Origin of the sequence: Microlunatus phosphovorus NM-1 (assembly GCF_000270245.1) — a bacterium.
Classification (GTDB): domain Bacteria; phylum Actinomycetota; class Actinomycetes; order Propionibacteriales; family Propionibacteriaceae; genus Microlunatus; species Microlunatus phosphovorus.
Window position 1 is genome coordinate 2,968,844 of record NC_015635.1, and the last position, 22,770, is coordinate 2,991,613.

Consider the following 22,770-nt stretch of genomic DNA (forward strand, 5'->3'; position numbering starts at 1 on the left):
GAATCACTTCGTCGAAGAACTCGTACGGCTCGCGATGCCGATGATGCCGACACCGATCACGGTGACGACGGCGCAGGCGAGGAAGATGCCGCGTTGCCCGAGCGCGGTGAGGGAGCCGACGGCGATGATCGGGCCGGCCACGATGTTGCCGATCCTGCGGGTGTTCATGTAGAGGCCGGTCGACAGCCCCGGCCGCGGGATCATCTGCTGGAACAAGGTGAGGCCGACCCCGCCGATCCCGGCGAAGCACCAGGCGTTCAGCGGCTGCAAGGCGATCAGCATGACCGGTCCGGTGACGAACGCCAGGCCGAGGTAGTAGGCGATGCCGGCGAGGCTGCTGGTGACGATCAGACCGAGGCTGGAGAACCGCTCGGTGAGTCGTCCGATGAGGATCAACGCGGGGACTTCCAGCGCGGCGGCCACGCCGAGGGCGATGCCGCCCCAGATCACCTCCAGGTGCAGGGTCTGAGTGACGTACACCGTCAGAATCGTCATGCCGGTGCCGTTGGTGGCCTGCAGCAACACGAATGCGGCGGTGATCAGCACGATCCCCGCTCGGCCGACGGGCGACTCGTCGCGGATCGGCGTGGCGGCGGCCGGCCGGTCATTGCCGCCGGCCCGGTCAGCCCGCCGCTGCCTGATCATGATCATGGTGGTGGTGATGTTCAGCACCGCGACTGCGCCGATGGCCAGCAGGATGGCGCGATTGCCCAACCAGCCGATGATGAAGGTGGCCAACGGCGGCCCGGCGACCCAGGCGACGGACACGATCGCGCGCGTGTTGACCACATCAGCCGGTCGCGCGCCGGAGTGGCGCAGATGGGCATAGAGCATCGAGCTGCCCACGCCCGCGGGGCCGCCGATCACGAACAGGGCGACCGTGGCCAGCGGCAGCGAGGTGACAGCCGCGAGCACGGCAGCCAGCACCAGCGTCAGCACCCCACAAGCCAGCATCGGGCCGAGGTAGTCGTGCTTCTTGTCCGCGTACGCCGGGAACAGCAACGAGGCCACGAAGCCGCTGGTGTTGTAGATCGCGAGGACCCAGCCGACCTCGGTGGTCGTCGCGCCTTACAGGTCGACCAGGATCAGTGCCAGCGCAGGGCTGAGAAAGGCCAACTGCAGACCCCACAGCAGTGCCGAGGTTGGCACCAGCAGCCGTCTCATCGGATTCCTTCGTCTCGGGTGCGACCACCACGAAGGCCGAGAGTCTCGACAGCGGTCGGCAATACGGTAGGCGACCGACCAACTGCCAGCCAGGACCTGCCAGTGCCTGGCTCAGGTTGGCGGCCAAGGGACTGGGCAGGAGCCTCCTGAGGAATCAGCTGAAAACGTGCGACCCGCCGGTGTCTCCTAACCGGGTTTGGCTGCCGAGAAATGGCAGGCTAAGGGACGCATGGGGCTCGTGTTATCGATGTGACGAACGTTCGAGCCCAGACACGACTCGAGCGGAGCAGCGAACGATGCCAAAACGGCTTATCGGCCTGATGGTTGCCTTTGTCCTGGCCTTCACCCTCGGTGCGACAGCTTCCGGCCCCGCCTGGGCCGCACCGAATCCTCCTTCCAACAGCGACTCCGCCAAGAGCGCTGCGACCACCGCCAAGGAACAGGCGGCTGCGAAGAAGAAGGCGGCGAAGCAGGCGGCGGCGGCCAAGGCAGCCGCCGCCAAAGCAAAGGCCGACGCGGTAGCGAAAGCACGGGCCAAGGAGAGGGCCCGACTCAAGGCGATCCTGGAGTCGGGTCCGAAGGCAGTCGCCGCCGAGCGCGCCGCGGCCGCCGCCCGAGCCAATGCACGCGTGGCCAAGGCCAGAGTCACCGCGACCTCGCGGGCCGCTGTGGCCGCCAAGGCTCGGGCGAATGCCGCCGCCAAGGCATCAGTGAAAGCGAAGACACGCGCGGCAGTAGTCGCCAAGAGCAAGGCGAGCAAGAAGGAGAAGGCTGCGGCCAAGGCGTCGGCGAAGGCCGCCGCCACAGCGGCCAAGTCTGCTGCCAAAGCCAGCGCCGCGGCCTCCAAGGCGTACGTCAGCGCGTCCAAGGCTTACGCCAAGGCCCAGACCAGAGCGACTGCGAGAACCCAGGCGGCGAAGACGGCGCGGCTGGTCTACGTCGGCTACGCCAAGCAGCGGGCGCAGATCCTCGCCGCGACCGCAAAGACGGCCAAGGCCAGGTCGACCGCGGCCGGCAAGACCGCCGCCGTGGCGAAGGCCCGCTACAAGGCAGCCGCCAAAGTGACCGCAGCGGCGCGCAAGAAGCTGGTCGCGGCCAATAAGGCTGCCGCGCCGTATCGCAAGAAGGTGACGGCCGCAGCTGCCTCGGCTACCGTCGCGAAGGCTCAGTACACCGCCGCGAAGGCCGCCTCGAAGGCTGCGAAGGCGGAGTTGAAGGCTGCGAACAAGGCCGTCAAGAAGGCCAAGAAGAAGAATCGGCCGGCCGCCGTCGCTCGGCAGCAGGCAGCGGCCAAGCGTGTCGCAGCGACGAGTGCCGCCCAGGCGTCGGCCAAGGCTCGCACGGCCGCCGCAGGCAAGGTCTACGTGGCCGCTGTCAACGCGGCTCGTCCCGCCAATGCAGCTGCCGCGGCCGCAACCCGCAGCTATCAGGCCGCGGCCAAGAAGTCGGCGGCTGCTCGGACCGCCGCGGTCCGCACCGGAGCGACCGCCAAGGCAGCCAAGCGCGCCGCGGACAAGGCCGCCAAGACGGCGTCGGGAGCGAAGAAGGCGGCCGGCCCGAACGCCAGCTGGTCCCCCAAGGACTTCATGGTGTTCAACAATCCGAGGGGCAGCAAGGCGAAGCGATACCGGATCATCACGGCCTTCAACAAGGCGGTGGACTCGGTGCCGGCCGGTGGCCAGATCCGGATGGCGATGTACCTGTTCGACATCAAGAGCGTCGCGAACAGCCTGATCAAGGCCGACAAGCGCGGCGTGAGCGTGCAGATCATCATCGACGGCGAGGAGTCCAACAAGTGGATCCGCAAGGTGAAGCGCGCGCTCGGCAAGAACAAGAAGAGCCGGTCGTTCGTGGCCACCTGCAAGCACAGCTGCCTGTCCAACTCCCAGGCCGTCATCCACGCCAAGTTCTACACCTTCTCGGTGGCCGGGCAGCGCAAGTACGTCTCGATCCTCAGCTCGGCGAACCCCTACACCGGCAACACCTCGCTGAGCTGGAACAACGCCCATGCCATCGTCGGTGACAAGATCATCTTCGATTCGCTGAACCAGTACTTCACCGACATGCTCAGGGACAAGCCGAACCGCAAGTACTGGCGGTCCACCACCAGCGGCAAGTACACGATCTGGATGTATCCCCAGACGCCCAAGAAAGAGAACGACATCGTCTGGATGAACGCCTTGAACCAGGTCAAGTGCAAGACCTCGAAGGGCTACGGGACCTCCGACGGTCGGACCATGATCCGGCTGGCCAACTGGGGCTGGTCGAGTCAGCGGATCGACATCGCCAAGAAGCTGGTCGAGCTCAAGGGCAAGGGCTGCAACGTCCAGGTGATGATCAACCGCGGCCGGATCACCAAACCGGTGATGCAGGCCTTGCTGAAGAAGACCAAGTACGGGAAGACCCCCATCTACGACGCCTGGCGCGATGGTGACAACGACGGCTTCGCGAGCCTGTACGTGCACCACAAGATGATGACCATCAACGGCCGGATGGGTAAGAGGGACGTCAAGATCACCTGGACCGGCTCGCAGAACTTCACCGGGCCGGGGACGTACACCAACACCGACATCGTGCTGCGGATCCTCGACTCCAAGGTCACGAAGGCGTACGAGGAGAACTTCGCCTACATCCGCGGGCGCTACACCCGCAAGGTCTCGCGGATGCCGTGGTCGGTCGGTCGCGTCAACAAGGCCTTGGAATGATGGGCCAGTCCTAGTCCTGGACTTCTTGGACTGAGCTGTGATCGAGGAGTCAGCGCGGAGCCGTAAAGCTCTGCGCCGGCTTGTCTTTCAGGTACGCCTCCATCGCCGGCTTCCAGATGTCCTGACCGGCATCGCCACCGCCCGAGCCCTCCAGGGCTCGGCCGGTGGACGGCACGGTGTAGCCCTTCAGCCCGTTGTAGCGATAGCCCGCACCGCCCTTGACAAAGGGAGCGCGGGTGTTGTCGATGCTGATCATCGCGACGCCGGCGACCTGTGGTGTGTAGCCGGCGAACCAGACCGCCGCGTTGCTGTCGATGGTGCCGGTCTTGCCGGCCTGCGGCCGGCCGTCGGCGGTCAGCGCCCGGCGACCGGTGCCCTTGGTCATCACCGAGGACAGCAGCGAGCTCATCGCGTTGGCCACGTCCTCGGTGATCACCCGCTGACAGTTCGCACTCGGCACCTCTCGCTTGTCCCCGCTGCGGTTGGTGATCGACTCCAGGATGATCGGGTCGCAGTGAATGCCACCCGAGGCGAAGGTCGCGTACGCCTCCGCCAGTGACAGCGGGCTCACCTCGACCGTGCCCAGAGTGAACGACGGCTTGTCGTCGTACGAACTGATCGGCGCGTCCGCGGTCGAGGACTCCACGCCGAGCTTCTCGGCCATCCGCACCACGTCACACATGCCGACCTCCAAGGCGAGCTGCACGAAGTAGGTGTTCACCGAGAACTGCGCGGCCCGGTACATGTCCATCGAGCCGTTGACGCCGGTAGAGTTGCTGACCCGCCAGGGTCCCACCTGCGCCGGGCCGTCACAGGTGGCGAAGGTGCGCCCGGTGAAGTCCATCCTGGCGGCCGCGTTGTAGCGCTTGGAGAGCGGAATCCCCTTCTCCAGGGCAGCCGCCGCGGTGAATGCCTTGAAGGTCGAGCCGGCCTGGAAGCCCTGCGCGCCGCCCATCGACGGCGGCACCGAATAGTTCCAGTAGGTCTCGCCCTTCTTGGCACTGTCCCCCATCACGGGCCGGCTCTGTGCCATCGCCACGATCAGCCCGGTGCCGGGTTCGATCATGTTCATCGTCGAGATCACCGGATCGGTGGGACCGACCACGCTGCTGACCGCCCGCTGGATCTTGTCCTGGGTCGCCGGATCGATCTTGGTCTTGATCACCAGCCCGCCGCGCTTGATCGCCTGCTGACGCTCCTCGACCGTCTTCCCGAGACTCGGCGTCTGCTCCAGCGAGCGATACACGTAGTCGCACAGGAACGGGTAGTCGGTGCCCTGACAGCCGCTGGAGAACGGCACCACCCGTTTGGGGTGGAACTTGGTCTTGGTGGCCTTGGCCAGCTGGGCCGGTGAGATGACCTTCAGCTCCGCCATCCGGTTCAGCACGACGTTCCGCCGCTTGATCGCTGCGTCGGGATGCTGGACCGGGTTGTAGGCCGTCGGGTTCTGCACCATTCCCGCAAGCATGGCCGCCTGCGGCAGCGTCAGCTTGGCGGCCGAGGTGCCGAAGTAGTGCCGGGCGGCGACCTCGATCCCGTACGCCCCGTCGCCGAAGTAGGCGATGTTCAGATAGCGCTCCAAGATCTCGTCCTTGGACAGCGTCTTCTCCACCGAGATCGCGTACCGCAGCTCCTTGATCTTGCGACCGTAGCTGTCGTCCTGCGCAGCCTGCACGCCGGCGTCGTCGCCTGCCTTCTTGGCCTCCTCGATCTGGACCATCTTCACGTACTGCTGAGTCAACGTGGAGCCGCCCTGCGTGACGCCGCCCGCCAGCAGATTGGTGGCCAGCGCGCGCAGGGTGCCGACTGCGTCGAGCGGCCCATGCTCATAGAAGCGGTGATCCTCGATCGAGATGATCGCCTGTTGCATCACCGGTGCGATCTTGGTGAGCGGGACGTAGACGCGATTCTCCTCGAAGAAGTACGCCAGCACGTCGCCGTTCGCATCCAACACCTCGGAGCGCTGACTCTGGGCGGGCTGGTCGAAGGCGGCCGGCAGGTCGTCGAGGCTGCCCTCGGCAGCCTTGCCGGTGGCGACCGCCATGCCGACCGCAGGCAGCACCACCCCGGCGGCCAGCACGCCGCACAAGGCGCTGACGATGATGAACATCACCGCGGCCTGCGTGCGACGAGTGTGCGTGCGGCGAGTCCGGCCGGCCGGGGTCCCAGCGGCAGGTGTGTCAGTGGCAGGTGTGTCAGCGGAATCTTGCAACGTGAAATCGGGCATCACCAAGGACAACTCCCGCTGGAAACCGGCCGTTCCCCGACGACCGGGGTGAATCTGCTCACAGGTGAGCTTGCTCACGCGTGGCTCCGATCACGTGAGTCTGCTCGCGAGTGACTCTGCTCACAGGGGCACTCATCCGCGCCGCACCCTCTGGCGCGATCGGCGCATCTACCCTAAGGTCGATCCCGACACAGATGTCGGGATTTGGCGAAAGGACGCTATGGTCGACCTCAGCACGCCGACCGCCCGAGGCGGGTACGCCAAGGGTGACGCGCGCCGCGAGCACATCCTCGAGGTCGCCACCGAGATCTTCGGGACCCAGGGCTTCCGGGCCGCCACCATGCTGCAGATCGCGGCTGCCTGCGACATCTCCCGTACCGGCCTGCTGCACCATTTTCCGACCAAGGAGAGCCTGCTCGAGGCCGTGCTGGCGCACCGTGACGCCACCAGCGGCGAGCAGCCGGAACCGAACGACTCCGATCCCCGCGCCCGGCTCCGCCGAATCCTCGCCGTCGTCGAGCACAACGCCACCCAGCCCCGGATCGTCAACCTCTTCTCGGTGCTGTCGGCCGAGGCGGGCGAGCGAAGCCACCCCGCCCATGACTATTTCGTGCAGCGCTACGACCACCTCCGTGCAGAGCTGCAGGAGGCCTGTCGTACCTTGGCAGCGACCGATCAGCTTGCTCCTGGGGTTGATCCACACGCGCTGGCTGTCGAGATCATTGCGCTGATGGACGGCCTCCAGGTCCAGTGGGTGCTGGCGCCGGAGGACATCGATATGGTCGCGATCCTGCGGCACCGGCTGAACGACGCCCTCGCCATCCCGCTCGACGCCTGAACCACAACCTCTGAACCACAACCCCTGAACCGCGACCAGCGACACCGAACAACCAACGAAGGAGCAAGGTGACCCAGCAGATCCAAAGCGCCAGCGACGAGGCCGTACGCGAACGCGTCGAGTCCCTCCTGGCCGAGATGACCGTGGCGGAGAAGGCGGGTCAACTGACCCAGTACTTCTACATGGGCTTCATGCGCGACCAGGCCAAGGACGGGGCGCCGAGCCAGCCGGAGATGGTCGAGGCGGCGATGACGCGGAGCGGGGTCGGCTCGCTGCTGTTCTTGATGGATCCGGCCGAGATCAACCGGCTGCAGCGGATGACCATCGAGGGCAACCGGCTCGGCATTCCGGCCCTGGTCGGCTTCGACGTCATCCACGGCTTCCGGACCGTGCTGCCGGTGCCGCTCGCGATGGCTGCCTCGTGGGACCCGGCGGTGATCGAGCAGGGACAGGCCGTGGCCGGCCGGGAGGCTCGTGCGGTCGGCATCCACTGGGCGTTCTCACCGATGGTCGACATCGCCCGCGACCCGCGCTGGGGCCGCATCATCGAGGGCGCCGGTGAGGATCCGTACCTCGGTGGGAAGGTCGCCGCCGCTCAGGTCCGTGGATTCCAGGGCTCCGATCTGAGCTCCCCCGACAACGTCATCGCCGGTCCCAAGCATTTCGCCGGCTACGGCGCCGCGCTCGGTGGCCGCGACTACGACGAGTCCAACATCTCCGATGCCGAGCTCTGGAACATCTACTTCCCGCCGTTCAAGGCCGCGATCGACGCCGGGGCCGCGAACATCATGAGCGCCTACATGGACCTCAACGGGGTGCCCGCGGCCGGCAACCGCTGGCTGCTGACCGAAGTGCTCCGCGACAGCCTCGGCTTCGAGGGTTTCGTGGTCAGCGACGCCCAGGCGGTGCACGACCTGTTCACCCACCACTTCGCCGCTGACCTCGCCGACGCCGGTGCCCGCGCGCTGAACGCCGGGAACGACATGGAGATGACCTTCGTCGACCCCGCGTTCGACCACCTGGTCGCCGCGGTCGAGGACGGGCGGGTCTCCATCGAGACCCTGGACACCTCGGTCCGCCGGGTGCTGACGGCCAAGGTCCGGCTCGGCCTGTTCGAGAACCCGTACGTCGACGAGGCCCGGGCTGCCGAGGTGTTGGTCGATCCGGCACACCGACAGGTCGCCAAGACCGCCGCTCAGCGCTCTGCAGTGCTGCTGCGCAACGAGGGCGAGCTGCTGCCGCTGGCGGCCGACGAGCTGTCTTCCGTCGCGGTGATCGGACCGCTGGCTGACTCGCCCCGCGACACGCTCGGACCGTGGATCTTCGACTACGACCTGGCCGAGACCGTCACCATCCTGGACGGGATCAAGGCCCGCGCCGGCGAAGGCATCGACGTCCAGTACGCGCCCGGTATCCGGCCGGCGTTTCGGACGTTCCCGTCCATGTTCGACGCCTGGCCGAACAACACCCCCGAGGATCCGGCCGACTTCGACGACGACGCCGAGCTCGCCAAGGCTGTCGAGCTGGCCCGTGCCAGCGATGTCGCCGTGCTCGTCGCGGGCGAGTGGCAGAACATGATCGGCGAGGGTGCCTCCCGCTCGTCTCTGGAACTCCCCGGCCGTCAGCTGGAGCTCATCCAGGCCGTCGTCGCCACCGGCACGCCGGTCGTGCTGCTGGTGATGAACGGTCGTCCGCTCGACCTGCGTTGGCCGGCCGAGAACGTACCGGCGATCCTCGACATCTGGTATCCGGGCAGCCAGGGCGGCAAGGCCGTCGCCGCACTGCTGTTCGGCGACGACTCCCCCGGCGGCAAGTTGCCGTTCACCTGGCCACGGACCGGCGGCCAGGTGCCGATCATCTACAACTACACCCGCAGCCACAAGCCGAACGACCAGTGGCGCCGCTACTGGGATGAGGAGAGCACCCCGCTGTACGCGTTCGGCCACGGCCTCAGCTACGGCTCCTTCTCCTACAGCGCACCGACCCTGAGCAGCGAGTCGATCGCGGTCGGCGAGACTCTCACCGTCTCGGTGACGGTCGCCAACGAGGGCTCTCGCGCCGCCGATGAGGTCGTGCAGCTCTACATCCACCAGCGGTACGGCACCTCGTCCCGCCCGGTGCGTGAACTGAAGGGCTTCCAGCGGGTGCCGGTCGAGGCCGGCGCGTCGGCGACGGTCGAGTTCACCCTCGGCCCCGACGAGCTCTCCTACTGGAGCGCTGTGACCCGCGACTGGGTGCAGGACGCCACCACCTTCGACCTCGGTGTCGGCGGCGACTCCAGTGTCGAGTTGAGCTCGAGGTTCACCGTCACCGCGTAGCCCAGATCATTCGGACGGCCCGGTCATCCTGAGCCAGCCCCGGCTCAGGGTGCCGGTGCCGTCCGCTGATCCAGCGCCCGGACGGCGATCCCGAGCATCGCCAGCACCACTCCGATACCGATGGCGAAGGTGGCGACGCCGTATGCCACCACGGAGGTGAACAGCGACGCCCGCAGGAAAGACGCCTGCATCGCGGTGTTGCGTGCCGGATCGTCCTTTTCCAACTCGGCGTAGGTCTTGCCGCCGGTGGCCTCCAGAGCGTGATGGTCGATGACCTGCGCCATACAGAACGCCGAGATCGGCCCGTCGACCGTCGCACCGGCCGCGCAGGAGGCGTCGTCGGAGACGGTGATCCGCTCGGCAGCAAGATTCTTGGTGATCACTGCCCAGGTCGTGATGCCGGCAATGATCACCACGGCAGACGCGATCATGAACAGGATGGCGATGATCTTGGGTGCACCCTTCATGACTTCCTCCAGTTCAGTGGGCAACAGCTTGAGATCTTTGACCCTAGAGACTCTCGGCTGACTCGCACCCCTGATGTACCCAGGAAGACCCAGACTTAACGTCGTCGACAGACACCGTTCATATTCGGGATCCAGTCGCCGCACTTGGTTCATCCATCCGGCAGGTTTGTCCCGGCATACTGGCTTCTTGACCAGACGCCGCACCCTCACGCTGGCCGCCCTGCTGATGGCGGCCAGCGTGATCAGCGTCGCGGTGCTGACGCTCCCCCAGTTGCGGCACAGCGATAGTCCGACCACGCCGCCCAGCCCGACCCCGGCCACCTCACCATCAGGGAGCCCGGCTCCGGCTCCGGCCCCGACGCCGACACCGTCCGCCACGACCGGGCCACCGCCAGGCAGCGTGCACACAGCGGATGCCTACCGGGCACACTACGGCGGCTCGTACGCCGGTTGGGATGCGCTGATCAAGGCCGGCCGGAAGCTCCCGAAGGCCGGCGCCGAATGCCGTTCAGCCTGGCAGCAGGCTCGTCGTGATCCGGCGCTCGACTGGGACAAGGCGGGCTATCTATGCCTGAACCGGCTGGTCGGCAAGGGTTTCAAGCCGCAAGGCATCAGCGGCACCGGAGCCGTCCAGGGCTACCGGATCGGCGACCGGCCGGCGGCGCGGCGCAACATCGTGATGGTCAGCTCCTACTCCGTCGCCGCGCAGCCGAAACTGCGGTTTCCGAACAGTCCCGGCCGGACCGAGGCGACAAGACTCACGGTGATCGACCTCGACCGTTCGCGCTACAACACCGTCGAGTTGGTCAAGCCGTCGGGCGACGACTCGCTCGTGGCGCTGGGCTCCCATGGCAGCGGACTGGCGTGGGTCGGGCAGTATCTGTACTCCTCCAGCCGAACCGCCTTGTGGATGTACAACGCCGACGACCTGATGGAGATCGACGGCCACTTCGTGCTGCCCGCCGTGGCCCGCTGGAGCGTCGCGGGCCAGGGCGGCTTGTCCAGTCTCGGGCTGGACCGCGCCAAGCGCCGGACCAGTCTGATCAGCATCACCTACAGCGAAACCGGAACCGCCTGGACACACACCTTCCCCCTCGACGCCTCTGGTCAGCTGCGCCAGAGCAAGCGGCGGGCCGTGGACGAACTGAGTTTGACCAGCTCCTTCGGACCCGGTCCCAGTCCGATCTACAGCACGGCGTCATCGGTCGTGCCCGGCACCAACTACCAAGGCATCGGCGCGATCGGTCGCCACCGGATCGCCAACTCCTCTTCGCTGATGCTCGACAGCCGCCGGCACGGTGACAACGTGGTGATCCTGAGGAAGGGCGCCATGCTCGCCCGGTTCTCCATGCCGAAGGAGAATCTCGAATCGCTCTACATCGACCTCCGACGCCGCCGCTACGTGACGATCACCGAACACGGAGAGCAGTTCCTCTTCTGGCTGCCGGTGGATCACCTGCTCGAGAGGTCGAAACGTTAGTCACGAGGCGTTCCGCCGTCGGTAGGCCGTGGGCGGCATTCCCGCGTACGCACGGAATCGCGAGGAGAAGTAGAGGGGATCCTCGAAGCCGACCGTACGAGCGATCTCGGCCACGGTACGCGGCGTCAGGTCGAGCAGCTGACCAGCAAGCCGCATCCGCTGACGTTCCAGATAGCGCATCGGCGAGATCCCGACCTGCTGGGTGAACAGATGCGCGAACCGGGACGGGGACAATCCGGCACGGCGCGCCAGGTCGGCCACGGTGATCGGTTGGGCAAGACGACCGGCCATGTCCTCCATCGCCGCGAGCACGCGTGGATCGAGCAGCCCGGCGCTGGGATCCGAGGTGGTGCACCACAGCAATGCCGCCTCGACCGCGTTCACCGCAAACATCGTGGCCTGCCGCAACTCGCTGCGACCGAAGATGTCGGCCGCCTCCAGCGCCTCCCGGATCCGTCGTCGGGTCTCGCCGCTGGTCTGCACCCGGAGGATGCCGGGCAACGGCTGTGGCCAGTCCAGCCAGCCCAGCCACTCCGTCCGGGGGTGGAAGTGGACGAACTGCAGCGACCAGCTGCCCGGTCCGCCGCTGCGTACGGCGGCCGTGCCGTAGTCGTGTGGCACACCGGGCCGGATGATCGCCACATCGCCGGGCTCGCTGATCAGATCTGCGCCGTCGACAGCCGCCACTCGGCCAGCGCCGGCAACCGTGTTCAGCAGCAGCCAGTCCGTGGTGCCGCGAGGTCGCCAGACGTCGTAGCGATCGTCGGCGGTGAACGCCCCGGCAAGCACCGGGTCGACCGTCGGGTTCGGCTGCGTGCGGCGGCTCACAGCAGCATCTTCCATGTTCTCGACCGGGTTGGCCATGCCATTCGGACGGTCCGAGGTCGAGAATCGTGATCATGAGCCAGCTGTTGATCGCACCCGACACCGACCTCGCCCAGCGCTATGCCGAAACCGGGGTGCTGCTGCTGCGCCAGGTTCTCACCCCCGAGGAGGTCAATCGGATCCGCGAGGCGTTCACCAGGCAGATCGAGACCGACCGCTCGTTCGGCTTCAACGACGGGCTCCCGACTGACGACATCCTCGCGCGCTATCCCCGGATCGTGCATCCGCACCGTCGACCAGACTCCGAGGTCGGCCAACTGGCGATGGCGATGATGCTGGACGAGCGCATCCTCGACGTGGTCACCGAGCTGATCGGACCCGCACTGGCGGCCCAGTCGATGTTCTATTTCAAGCCGCCGACGGCTCGTGGCCAGGCGCTGCACCAGGACAACTTCTATCTGCGCGCGCATCCGGAGACCTGTATCGCAGCCTGGGTGGCCATCGATGACTGCGACGCGCAGAACGGGGGGCTCGCAGTCGTGCCGGGCTCGCACCTGCTGGAGGTGCTCTGCCCCGAGGACGCCGATCCGGAGACCTCTTTCACCACCATCACCGTGCACGTGCCCGAGGGTGTGGAGGTCGTGCAGACCGAGATGAAAGCCGGCGACGTGCTGTTCTTCCACGGCAGCGTGGTGCACGGATCACGGCCGAACAGCACTACAGATCGCTTCCGACGCTCGCTGATCTTCCACTACATCCCCGAGGCCAGCCAGGAGGTGTCGACCTTCTTCCAGCCACTGGTCCGCCCCGACGGCACCGAGGTCGAGATCGACGCCGCTGCCGATGGTGGCCCATGTGGTGAGAGCTGGGCTGCCGTCGGCGGGCACTGAACCCGACAGTCCTATGCGCGCACATTTCCTAGCAATGCACTAGGTGTACTAGACTTAGCACATGTCCGGCCGCACGACCTCGATTCGGGAGTTGTTCAGCTTCCCGAACCCCGTGAACGACCACGCCGCCCGGGTGGTGGCTGCCGGGGTCGCCGCCCTCGCCTTGATCACGCTCGCCACCGGCTGGCTCTGGCTGATCGTGCTGCTCGCGGTCGGTTTCGCGGCCCGAGTGCTGAGCGGACCGCGCTTCAGCCTGCTCGGCCGGCTCGCCACCCAGCTCATCGCACCGCGGCTCGGTCCGGCTCACCTGGTGCCCGGGCCGCCCAAACGGTTCGCGCAGGCCATCGGCCTGACCCTGACAACCGCGGCGGCGATCGCCGGGCTGGTCTTCGGTGCCCACGCCCTCGCCCTCGGTCTGGTGGCCGTGCTGCTGGTCTTCGCCACGCTGGAGTCGGTGTTCGGCTTCTGCGCCGGCTGCTGGCTGTTCGGGCTGCTGATGAAGACCGGTCTGATCCCCGCCGACACCTGCGCGGAGTGCACCAATATCTGGGCTCGCTACGGCGACCCAGCCCGACTCTGACCGACCACGATCCGACGGCTACTCAGCGTAGAGCTGCAACTCCCGGCCAAACCGGTCGGCCATCGCCACCAGCCGATCCAGGTCCGGATCGCGCAGGATGACCATGCCGTCGGAAAGCAGCGTCGCCCGCCAGTCCCGGCGATGAGCTCCGATCGGCAACAGATCCAGTACGCAGATGCTGTCGCCATGCTCGGCCAGCAGGTGGTCCAAGCCCTCGACCCGGGTGATGTGCCCCGCTCCCTGTGCACGCTTGAAGATGCTCACCGCGTTGTACGGCCGCGACACTTCCGCCGCCTGCCCGGTGAGCACCGCCGACGCCCAGAGCCGGAACAGGTCGGCGTCGCAGGCGTAGTTCATCACGTCGACCGTCCGCGCCCCCGGAGCCCGCGCGCCGATCTCGCCGAACACCACCTCGCCGTCGGCCTTGCGATACCACTCCATGTGGGTGAACCCGGCGGCGAAGCCCAGGGCGGCGATCACCTGGTGCCCCATCTCGATGCCACCGGCCAGCTCGGGCCGGTGGAGATCGCGCAGCACCATCGTCTGTGGGCTGATCCACTCGTACGACCGTGCCTGCAACGGCCGCGGGCGATACCAGGACACGTTCTCGTACAGGATGCTCCCGGCGCCGCAGATCGTGTCGTAGGTGAACTCCTCGGCTTCGATGAACTCCTCGACGCTGACCACCTCGACGTGGCCGATCATCGGCAGCACGTCCTCCAACTCGGCCGGTGAGTCCACCCGATAGGTGTCCGCCGACCCAGCGCCGGCGATCGGTTTGACGATCAACGGGTAGCCGATCTCCTCGGCGGCGGCATAGATCCCGGCGATCGTGGAGGTGCTGGCGTGCCGTGGCGTACGGATGCCGGCCGCATCCAGCACCTGCTTCATCAACTCCTTGTCCCGGAACGGCAGTGTCTGCTCCACCGTCATGCCCGGTAGCCCGAGCGTCTCCCGGATCCGCGCGGCAAGCACCATGTACGGCTCCCACAGGCACTCGACCTGGTCGATCCGGACATGCCTGGACAGGCCTTGCAGCGCCGCCAGCACCGCGCCCTCGTCGGCCAGGGATACGTGCTCATAGTGGGCCAGCGCCGCCTTCGCCTCATCGGGAAGCACGTTGACCGGCTGGTCTCCGACACCGATCACCGTCGCCCCGACCTCGGCCAGCGCACGGGTGAAGTACGCCATCTCCAGCGGGAAGCCGGGTGAGATCATCACCACATTCGGCACCATCAGCTCCTTTCGGCGCTCATCGGCTGGTCGGTGTTCACTGGCTGGTCATTGGCTCTCGACGAGCTCGACCCGAGCCGTCGAGATGATCGTGTCGAGCGCCTCCTGCACCACGGCGGTGTCGGGGTGCCGGACCGTGATGAATCCTTCGCCCTCGTACGAGGTGCTGGCCGGCTGGCCGGGCTGCGGCAGCCTGGAGTCGACGACCAGGTGACCGAGCTGTTGCTGCAGCCGGTCGATCCCGTGCACCGCTCGGACCTGCCCGTGACCCATGCCGCGCAGATAAGCGGTGCCGCTGGCGTACTGCCGCTCCCGAGGTTGGAAGGTGCCTTTGAGCATCAGCTCGGCCCACGTCGCATAGAAGTCGAAGTCGTAGCTGAAGCCGATCATGGACGCCAACTGCGCACCCGGTGGCCGGGCACCTACCTCGGAGATCGCCACCGAGCCGTCGGGCCGCTCGAACCACTCCATGTGCGAGAACGCGTCGGTCACGCCCAACGCACGCAAGGCCGCGGGCCCGGCGGTCCGAATGCCGGCGTACTCGGGCCCGGAGACGTCCCTGGGCAGCAACACCGTCCACTGCACCCAGGGTGTCCGCAGCACTTCCAGTGGCGGCGGGCGATAGTCCGAGATCGACGCCCAGATGGTCTCGCCGCCCAGCGTGACGGAGTCGAAGGTGTGCTCGCGGCCGGTCAGGAACTCCTCGAGCAGCCAAACCTCTTCCTGATCCTGCCGGGCAGCGACGAGCCAGGACTCGAAGTCGGCGTCATTGTCGAGCCGGAAGGTGGCCTTCGCCCCGGCCCCGTCCGGTGGCTTGGCGACCATCGGGTAGCCGACCAGGTCCCGGAAGGCGAGCGCCTCTGCTGTGTGCCGGATCAGCTGATGCCGAGCGCACGGCACTCCTGCGGCAGTCAGCACCTCCTTCATCTGCGACTTGTCCCGGACGTTGGTCGCGACCCGTTTGGACATCCCCTTGATGCCGAGCACGGCGCGTGCCTGCGCCAACGGGACCTGCAGCTGCTCCAACGCCCCGATCAATCGCTCGACCGGGCCGAACTGCGCCGACAGACCACGGACCGCATCGACGATCTGCTCGGGATCGAGCGCATCAGCGATCTGCCAATGGCCCACCAGCGCCTCCCGCAGCGCAGGTGACAGGCGATCGGCCGGCTCGGTCGTGATCACCGCGAGTCGGACTCCGGGCACCCCGGCCGCCGACAGCACGAACCGGGAGGTGGCTTCCAGCAGATACGGCGCGACGAACGCGGCGACGACCATGCAGACAACCTAGCGAATCGCCGTGTCGGAGCGACAGGGTCGCAGTCGCCCGGATTACTGTCGAGCCAGAACGAAGGAGTCTCCATGAGCAGCACGCAGACCTCATCTGCCCCGCTGAACTCACCTGGCCGGGTGATCACCGCGAGCATGGTCGGCACCACGATCGAGTTCTACGACTTCTATGTCTATGCGACCGCCGCGGTCCTGGTGTTCCCCCAGTTGTTCTTCAAGACCGGAAATCCGACCACCGCCCTGCTCGCGTCGTTCGCGGTGTTCGGCGCCGCGATGGTGGCTCGGCCGATCGGCGCAGTCTTCTTCGGTCATCTCGGCGACCGGCGCGGTCGCAAGACGACCCTGGTGATCAGCCTGCTGGTGATGGGCATCGCGACCTTCCTGATCGGTTGCCTGCCCACCTACAGCTCAGCCGGCGTGCTGGCCCCGTTCCTGCTGCTCGTGCTGCGGCTCACCCAGGGTTTCGCGCTCGGCGGTGAGTGGTCGGGCGCCGCCCTGGTGGCCACCGAGAACGCGCCGGCCGGGAAACGCGCCTGGTATGGCACCTTCCCGCAACTGGGGGCCCCTCTCGGTTTCATCATCGCCAACGGGATCTTCCTGATCATCAACTTCGCCCTGCCGCATCCCGACAACCCGCTGCAAAGGTCAGCTGCCTTCTTGACCTGGGGTTGGCGGGTGCCGTTCCTGTTCTCCGCCGTCATGGTGGCGGTCGGCCTGTGGGTGCGGCTGAGGCTGGTCGAGTCATCGGCGTTCCGGGCCGCTGAGGAGCATGGCGCGATCCGCAAGGTGCCGATCGGCACCACCTTCCGCTTTCACTGGCGTCAGGTGATCCTGGGCACTTTCATCATGCTGGCGACGTACGTGCTGTTCTACCTGATGTCGAGCTTCACGCTCACCTTTGGCACGGCCAAGACCGACGCGAGTCCAGGTGGGCTGGGCTTCACGTACACCGACTTCGTGATGATGCAGATCCTCGGCGTCGTCTTCTTCGGTCTGTTCACCCTGCTGTCCGGTCCGATCGCCGACCAGATCGGGCGACGGAAGCTGCTGATCTGGACCACGGCGGCGATCATCGGGTTCGGCTTGAGCTTCCCGCTGTTCCTGCATCCCCGGGCCGATCTGCTCTTCACCGGTGCGATGACGCAGGCGTTCTTGATCTTCGGTTTCACGCTGATGGGCATCACCTTCGGCCCGATGGGCGCGCTGCTGCCGGAGCTGTTCCCGACCAACGTGCGCTACACCGGCTCGGCCGTCGCCTACAACGTGGCCAGCATTCTCGGCGCCGCCCTCGCGCCGATCATCGCCGTGGCCCTGTGGGCAAGAGCCGGCGGCAGTATCTGGCCGGTCGGCATCTACCTGGCCGGAGCTGGGGTGCTGACTCTGATCGCGTTGCTGCTCAGCCACGAGACCAAGGACACCGACTACACCGCCGCCTCCGCGGGCGACGCCTTCGCGGCGCGGGCCCAGAATGAGTCCGCGCCGCTGTAGCGGTCTTCTGATCAGCGGCCCCGTTGGCCGAGTCCGGATGGATCAGCTCCGGTGTCGATTCAAATCCGGTGTCGATCAGACACCGTGGTTGGCCACCATCCGGCCCTGCGGATCGACCTGGGCGCGGATCTGCTGCAACCGCTGCCATGCCTGGTGTCCGTACGCCGCCGACACCTCCACGACGTTGTCGTCGAAGTTGAGATAGCGGCCACCGGTGCCCCACGGCGCCAGGGCCTCGACCGCGCGGGTGGCATCGGCCAGACCGATCGCGGCCGCCTCCGGGAATGGTGCGATCGCCACGAAGAAGCCGAGGTAGGTCCCCGGCAATGTCGCCACTGCTGCGTCCGCCGGGCGAGCGAGCGCCCCACCGAGGTGCCTGATCTCCGCCGCCAGCACGCTGCTGCCCGAATCGGGGCCGGCGACCGCCAGCAGCGCGTCGATGGTCTCGGGCTCGAGTTCGCTGAGCATGATCGAGTTCGACACACTCGGCGTGGGGCCCTCCGGATCCAGGTGGATCCGGGTCATCGCCGTGAGCGGGACCCGAGCGAAGGTGTCCAGCTCCGGCGCGAGTGCCCGCAACGGAGCCAGGATCTCGGCGGCCCGCTCGTCGGACTCGAGCACCGCGCCGTCGATCACCACCAGCTTGCGGCCGGAGAGGAACGGCGGCAGCTCCGGCAGCGGGGGGAAGCTCATCAGCCGGCAGGCTGTCGTCGCCGACTCCGGCGCGGTACGCGTCCACTGGGCCCAGGCCCGGGCCACCTCCGCTGCCCGCTCCCCGGGCCACAGCAGCATGCCGGCGTAGGCATCGGCGATCGGCAGCAGCTCGAATTCCAGCGCGGTGACGATGCCGAAGCTGCCGCCACCACCCTTCAGCGCCCAGAACAGGTCCGGCTCGTTCTCGGCGTCCGCGCGGACCAGTCGGCCGTCGGCGAGGACGATCTCGACCGCGGTCAGGTGATGGGCGGCCAGGCCGTGCTGGCGGGCGTACCAGGACAGCCCTCCGCCGAGCGTGTAGCCGGCCACGGCGACGTCGGGTGAGGAACCGTGCCGGGCCGCGAGTCCGTACGCGGCAGCCGCCTCGACCACCGGCTGCCACAAGGTGCCGCCGAGGACCCGGGCGATCCGCCGGTCGGCGTCGATGGTCACCCCGGTCAGCTCATGCAGCCGGATCAGCATGACGTCGGACAGGTCGGCGGCGGCGAACGGGCTGGCCCCGTGGCCGCTGCTCTGCGGCGCGATCCGCAGCCGGGCGTCGATGGCGGCGAGCACGGCCTCGACCACCTCCGCCGCCGTACGAGGCACCGCTACCGCCGCGGGCCGCTGGTCGACCTGCACCGCCCACGGCGTACGGGCCTGGTCGTAGCCGGGATCACCGGGCAGATGGATCGGGCAGCTGGTGCGTGTGAAGTCGATGGTCATCGACGTTTCCCCCTTATGAGATGTGATGGATTGACTCGTGGTGGATTGAGCTGTCATGGATGAACCGGTGATGGGCTGAACGGTGATGGTCATGCCCGGCTGATCCAGCCGACTGACCTCGGTGACGGTGATCATCGGGCGGATGCCGTGTTCGGCAAGCCGGTCTGCCAGCACCTCCGAGGCATCGTCGAACAGCCGCCGGTCGGTGGTGCGGACCCGAAGCTCGACCAGATCTGCGGGCGCCAGTCCGGCGTCGGCCAGAGCCTGCTCGAGGTTCTCCAGCGCCAGGGCCAGCTGAGCGACGTGGTCGCCCTCGTGCAGCAGCAGACCGTCGGCGCCCACCGACCCCTGCGAGGGGATCTGTGTGATCGTCATGGCACCACCGTGCCGTTCGGCACTGACAACAGACCATCCCTGTTGTGAAGGGACTTTCACACCTGCAGACCTGGGATGGAGGCGACCCACAGATGTCTGGGATTCCCAACCAACGCCACGGGGCCGAGAATGAAAGACATGACGGGGGCACTGCTGGTCGAACGGGTCCGTCGTGACCTGGAGGTCGTGGCGCAGGGCGGCCTCGATCTGGACACGTACCTGGCCGAGTCGCTGGCCTCTCTGCAGCGGGTGGTACCGGTCGATGCCGTCTGTCTTGCGACGGTCGACCCCAGCACCCGGATCCTCACCAGCACCCGGAAGTACGGGGACCTGCGGGGCCGGGACGAGCGGGACCACGACTGGGGCCTGATCGAGTACGGAGTGGCCGAGGAGACTGCCTTCGTCCGGATGGACGACGCCGGCGTTCGAGCTGTGGGCATGGACCAGGTCACCGGTGGCGCGGTCGAGACCTCGACCCGGATCGGTGAACTCATCAAGCCGCACTACGGGTACGGTGACGAGCTGCGCACGCTATTGGTGGACCGGGATCACCTGTGGGGTGCGGTGGCGATGTTCCGTGCCACCGACTCTCGCCCGTTCGATGCGGACGAGGTCGATTTCCTGGCGTCGCTGTCGCCGGTGCTCGGCCAGGGTGTCCGGACGGGCCTGCTGGCCTCGCTGGCGGCCTCCGCGCCGATCGACTCACCGGCGGGCCCTGCGGTGGTGATCATCGGTGACGACGACAGCGTCGTCCAGGTGAATGCGGGAGCTGATCGCTGGCTCGCCGAGCTCGTCCAGGGCAGCGCGGGTGCCGCGGCATCCGGCATCGTCGGCTCACTCGTGGGCGCCGCGCGCCGGTTTGCCCGGGGCGAGGCCTGCCAGCCCCCGCGAGCCCGGGTGCGGACCACCAGCGGCATGTGGCTGGTGCTACACGCGACTCCGCTCAGCCCGCGCAACGGCTCCACCGGAGAGGTGGTAGTCACCATCGAGGAGGCCCGCCCTCCGGAGATCGTGCCGCTGGTGGTGGCAGCCTTCGGTCTCACCGCCCGGGAACGAGACGTCACCGCCTTGGTGCTGCAGGGCCTGGACACCAAGGAGATCGGCGCCATGCTGCACCTGTCGGCCTGGACGATCCAGGACCACCTGAAGTCGATCTTCGAAAAGGCGTCCGTACGCAGTCGACGCGAGTTGATCGCCCGAATCTACTTCGACCAGTACGTGCCGCGGATGGGCCGCGAGGTCGGCCCCAGCGGCTGGTTCGCCGGCTGACCGACCCGCTCAGCTGATCCGGAACACCCGCGCGGTCAGTCCAACGCCGTGCGGCTGGATCGTCAACCGGTCCGCCTCCCAGGTCAGCGACCAGTCCGGCAGCGAAGCCGGGTAGACCGTCGAGATCGGGGCCTTCGGTCCGAGGTCGAGCGTCACCGGATCGTGCCCGCCCGGCTGGGTGAACCAGACGTACAGATAGCTGGCATGGGGTGCCCGCAGCCCGAGCATCACGACGGGATCCTGGCTGGTCGGCAGCCCCACCGGCCAGAACGGCACCGCCTGTCCGAGGTCGACCCGCAGTCCCTCGTACGCCTGCACGCCCTCCCGCACCAGTCCGAGCTCCGCCTCACTCATCCGGTTCAGGTGGCCGGACAGATAGACCCGTCCGGCCAGTCCGGTGATCATGCAGAAGGCGATCTCCTCCGGCGTCATACCGGGCTGGGGATAGGCCCAGTTGCCGGCCTGCTCCGGTGTGACCGATGCCGGCGCCGCCGCGGCGATCGGCACGTACAGCGCCGGATCCATCTGATCCGAGGTCGACTGCAGCTCGAGCAGCGACAGCAGCGCATAGTCCATCCGCATCGCACCGGACGAGCAGTTCTCGATCACCACCTCGGGATGGCGGTCGCGTACCCCACGCAGCCAGTCCAGCTGGGCCCGATTCTGCTGCAGCAGTCCGTCGCCGACGCTGAAGGCGTCCCGGTCGGTGCCGGCACCGGGAGTCACGTTGTAGTCGAGCTTGAAGAATCGGACACCATAACCCTCGACCAGACGGTCAATGACCTCATCCAGGTGGGCGCGGGCCGCCGGATGGCGGAGATCCAGGAAGTAGCGGTCGTGCTCGACGATCCTGACCCCGTACCGCTGGAGGAATGCCTCGTCCGGCAACCGGTTCGCGGCGGGACTGTGCACGCCGATCACCTCGGGCTCCACCCACAGGCCCGGCAGCATGCCTCGGCTGCGGATGTGATCGAGTACGCGCTGCAGGCCGCCGTCCGGGAAGCGCACGGTCGAGGGCTGCCAGTCCCCCACACTCGGCCACCAGTTGCCGCCGTCGTCATACCAGCCGGCGTCGATGCAGAAGTACTCCGCGCCGGTCCGGGCTGCGGCGTCGATCAGCGGTAGCAGCTTCTCGGTGGTCGGATCACCCATCAAGGCATTCATGTAGTCGTTGAAGATCACCGGCAGGTCGGGCCGGACCAGCGGTCTGCGGATCGCGCGACGGTGCTCGGTCAAGGCTGCTACGGCGCCCTGCCAACCGGCCCTGGAGACCGTGATCGAGGCCGGCACGGTGGTGAACCGATCATCCGGAGCGAGTCGCAGCACCCATTGATGATCGAGATCATCGGGTCCGGAGAGGATCACCGCGACCTCGTCGAGTCCGATCCAGCGGCTGTCGACTTCCCAGCACCAGGCGCCGTTGTGCTCGATCTGCCAGCCGATCGCGCGTCCGGTGGCCAGATTGTCGATCACGGCCGTCGGCAACTGCTGACCCGTCGACCAGGTCGAGGTGCTGACCGCGGCAACCGAGCTGCGTGACTCGATGTCCCAGTCCGGCCGGCCGATCCGGCCCAGGCCCTCGTCGGCGCGGAGCCGGGTCTGGGTCCACCGGCTCTCGGCACACCAGCTGTTCCGAGCCGAATGCAGCACCAGGTCATCCAGTCGCTCGCCGTCGTCGAGCACGCAACCGAGCGCCAGCGAGCTGAGCAGCTGGATCAGGTGGACGGATTGGGAGGTGTTGTGGACCGTGGTTGTGGTCTGAAAGCCCGCCACGCCGGCGTACGCGGTCAACGTGGTGCTGACCTGCAGCCCGGTGACCTCGTCGCGCTGGTCGATGATCAAGGTCTCGGCGATGTCGCCGGTCTCGGTTCGATGGCCGAGGTAGCGCAGCCGGTCACCCACGGCGGTGCTGGTGAACCGGGTATTGGTCAGCATCCGTCCCTGACCCAGCACCAGCAACTCGACCAGCGGCTGCCGCGCCGGCGTCGTGCGCTCGTGGCCGGCGACATCGAGGCTGTCGATGGTCACCGGGCGGTCCGCATCGATGCCGACGATGAGATCGATCAAGCCGTTGCCCCAGCGGATGCGTTCCATGATCACCGAACCTATCGCCGAGATCGCCGAACCCAGCTGGACACACCCTTGCCACCCCGCCAACAGATAGAGGACCATGCATTTCTGCGGGGGTCGCATTGGGTGTGC

General features: G+C 67.3%; 15 protein-coding genes and 1 pseudogene. 8 read left to right on the forward strand and 8 right to left on the reverse strand.

Annotation, left to right across the window (positions count from 1 at the left end; translation table 11 throughout):
• Nucleotides 1-3 precede the first annotated feature (3 nt).
• A pseudogene (locus MLP_RS13345) lies at nt 4-1,056 on the reverse strand (MFS transporter); the annotation flags it as partial.
• A 404-nt stretch (nt 1,057-1,460) separates the two neighbouring features.
• Here MLP_RS13345 and MLP_RS26420 point away from each other — a divergent pair.
• On the forward strand, nt 1,461-3,869 hold the full coding sequence (locus tag MLP_RS26420; protein ID WP_156821151.1) for a phospholipase D-like domain-containing protein: 2,409 nt from the start codon (nt 1,461-1,463) through the stop codon (nt 3,867-3,869).
• A gap of 49 nt (nt 3,870-3,918) precedes the next feature.
• Here the strand turns inward: MLP_RS26420 and MLP_RS13355 are convergent, their stop codons facing one another.
• Nucleotides 3,919-6,174: a transglycosylase domain-containing protein gene (locus MLP_RS13355; protein WP_013863642.1), complete on the reverse strand. Its 2,256-nt coding sequence runs from the start codon at nt 6,172-6,174 to the stop codon at nt 3,919-3,921.
• A 142-nt stretch (nt 6,175-6,316) separates the two neighbouring features.
• Here MLP_RS13355 and MLP_RS13360 point away from each other — a divergent pair, with 142 nt between their 5' ends.
• Complete coding sequence (locus MLP_RS13360) at nt 6,317-6,934, forward strand: TetR/AcrR family transcriptional regulator (protein WP_013863643.1); 618 nt, start codon at nt 6,317-6,319, stop codon at nt 6,932-6,934.
• Between the two features lie 68 nt (nt 6,935-7,002).
• Nucleotides 7,003-9,252 carry a glycoside hydrolase family 3 N-terminal domain-containing protein gene (locus MLP_RS13365; RefSeq protein WP_013863644.1) on the forward strand — a complete coding sequence of 750 codons (2,250 nt, stop codon included), beginning with the start codon at nt 7,003-7,005 and terminating at the stop codon, nt 9,250-9,252.
• A 44-nt stretch (nt 9,253-9,296) separates the two neighbouring features.
• Here MLP_RS13365 and MLP_RS13370 read toward each other — a convergent pair whose 3' ends face one another.
• The gene (locus tag MLP_RS13370; protein WP_013863645.1) at nt 9,297-9,719 is read right to left on the reverse strand and encodes a hypothetical protein; all 423 of its coding nucleotides are present in this window, start codon (nt 9,717-9,719) and stop codon (nt 9,297-9,299) included.
• Between the two features lie 187 nt (nt 9,720-9,906).
• On the opposite strand from MLP_RS13370, the gene MLP_RS13375 reads away from it, so the two are divergent.
• Nucleotides 9,907-11,199 (forward strand): hypothetical protein, encoded by a 1,293-nt coding sequence (locus MLP_RS13375; RefSeq protein ID WP_013863646.1) that lies wholly within the window; start codon nt 9,907-9,909, stop codon nt 11,197-11,199.
• Here MLP_RS13375 and MLP_RS13380 read toward each other — a convergent pair whose 3' ends face one another.
• Nucleotides 11,200-12,027 (reverse strand): helix-turn-helix domain-containing protein, encoded by an 828-nt coding sequence (locus MLP_RS13380; protein ID WP_041792294.1) that lies wholly within the window; start codon nt 12,025-12,027, stop codon nt 11,200-11,202.
• A 71-nt stretch (nt 12,028-12,098) separates the two neighbouring features.
• Between MLP_RS13380 and MLP_RS13385 the strand changes: the two genes are divergently transcribed.
• Together MLP_RS13385 and MLP_RS13390 are read left to right on the forward strand one after the other, a co-directional pair.
• Complete coding sequence (locus MLP_RS13385) at nt 12,099-12,914, forward strand: phytanoyl-CoA dioxygenase family protein (protein WP_041792297.1); 816 nt, start codon at nt 12,099-12,101, stop codon at nt 12,912-12,914.
• Between the two features lie 61 nt (nt 12,915-12,975).
• Nucleotides 12,976-13,494, forward strand: coding sequence for a DUF4395 domain-containing protein (locus MLP_RS13390; protein WP_013863649.1), 519 nt, complete (start codon nt 12,976-12,978; stop codon nt 13,492-13,494).
• Between the two features lie 18 nt (nt 13,495-13,512).
• Here MLP_RS13390 and MLP_RS13395 read toward each other — a convergent pair whose 3' ends face one another.
• Both MLP_RS13395 and MLP_RS13400 read right to left on the reverse strand, forming a co-directional pair.
• Complete coding sequence (locus tag MLP_RS13395) at nt 13,513-14,730, reverse strand: ATP-grasp domain-containing protein (protein WP_013863650.1); 1,218 nt, start codon at nt 14,728-14,730, stop codon at nt 13,513-13,515.
• 45 nt (nt 14,731-14,775) lie between these two features.
• Nucleotides 14,776-16,005, reverse strand: a complete 1,230-nt coding sequence (locus tag MLP_RS13400) for an ATP-grasp domain-containing protein (RefSeq protein ID WP_013863651.1) — start codon at nt 16,003-16,005, stop codon at nt 14,776-14,778.
• A gap of 84 nt (nt 16,006-16,089) precedes the next feature.
• Here MLP_RS13400 and MLP_RS13405 point away from each other — a divergent pair, with 84 nt between their 5' ends.
• Complete coding sequence (locus MLP_RS13405) at nt 16,090-17,505, forward strand: MFS transporter (protein ID WP_013863652.1); 1,416 nt, start codon at nt 16,090-16,092, stop codon at nt 17,503-17,505.
• Nucleotides 17,506-17,580: 75 nt separating this feature from the next.
• Here the strand turns inward: MLP_RS13405 and MLP_RS13410 are convergent, their stop codons facing one another.
• A complete protein-coding gene (locus tag MLP_RS13410; RefSeq protein WP_013863653.1) occupies nt 17,581-19,299 on the reverse strand; it encodes an FAD-binding protein in 1,719 nt (572 codons plus the stop codon).
• A 138-nt stretch (nt 19,300-19,437) separates the two neighbouring features.
• On the opposite strand from MLP_RS13410, the gene MLP_RS13415 reads away from it, so the two are divergent.
• A complete protein-coding gene (locus MLP_RS13415) occupies nt 19,438-20,568 on the forward strand; it encodes a helix-turn-helix transcriptional regulator (RefSeq protein ID WP_013863654.1) in 1,131 nt (376 codons plus the stop codon).
• Between the two features lie 9 nt (nt 20,569-20,577).
• On the opposite strand, the gene MLP_RS13420 is transcribed toward MLP_RS13415, so the two are convergent.
• Nucleotides 20,578-22,662: an alpha-galactosidase gene (locus tag MLP_RS13420; RefSeq protein ID WP_172641569.1), complete on the reverse strand. Its 2,085-nt coding sequence runs from the start codon at nt 22,660-22,662 to the stop codon at nt 20,578-20,580.
• Nucleotides 22,663-22,770: the final 108 nt, after the last annotated feature.

Bases quoted from the DNA above. Each gene is read 5' to 3' on its own strand.
- MLP_RS26420 (WP_156821151.1), top strand. From the start codon at position 1,461: ATGCCAAAACGGCTTATCGGCCTGATGGTTGCCTTTGTCCTGGCCTTC.
- MLP_RS13360 (WP_013863643.1), top strand. From the start codon at position 6,317: ATGGTCGACCTCAGCACGCCGACCGCCCGAGGCGGGTACGCCAAGGGT.
- MLP_RS13370 (WP_013863645.1), bottom strand. From the start codon at position 9,719: ATGAAGGGTGCACCCAAGATCATCGCCATCCTGTTCATGATCGCGTCT.
- MLP_RS13385 (WP_041792297.1), top strand. From the start codon at position 12,099: ATGAGCCAGCTGTTGATCGCACCCGACACCGACCTCGCCCAGCGCTAT.
- MLP_RS13390 (WP_013863649.1), top strand. From the start codon at position 12,976: ATGTCCGGCCGCACGACCTCGATTCGGGAGTTGTTCAGCTTCCCGAAC.
- MLP_RS13395 (WP_013863650.1), bottom strand. From the start codon at position 14,730: ATGGTGCCGAATGTGGTGATGATCTCACCCGGCTTCCCGCTGGAGATG.
- MLP_RS13400 (WP_013863651.1), bottom strand. From the start codon at position 16,005: ATGGTCGTCGCCGCGTTCGTCGCGCCGTATCTGCTGGAAGCCACCTCC.
- MLP_RS13405 (WP_013863652.1), top strand. From the start codon at position 16,090: ATGAGCAGCACGCAGACCTCATCTGCCCCGCTGAACTCACCTGGCCGG.
- MLP_RS13410 (WP_013863653.1), bottom strand. From the start codon at position 19,299: ATGACGATCACACAGATCCCCTCGCAGGGGTCGGTGGGCGCCGACGGT.
- MLP_RS13415 (WP_013863654.1), top strand. From the start codon at position 19,438: ATGACGGGGGCACTGCTGGTCGAACGGGTCCGTCGTGACCTGGAGGTC.
- MLP_RS13420 (WP_172641569.1), bottom strand. From the start codon at position 22,662: ATGGAACGCATCCGCTGGGGCAACGGCTTGATCGATCTCATCGTCGGC.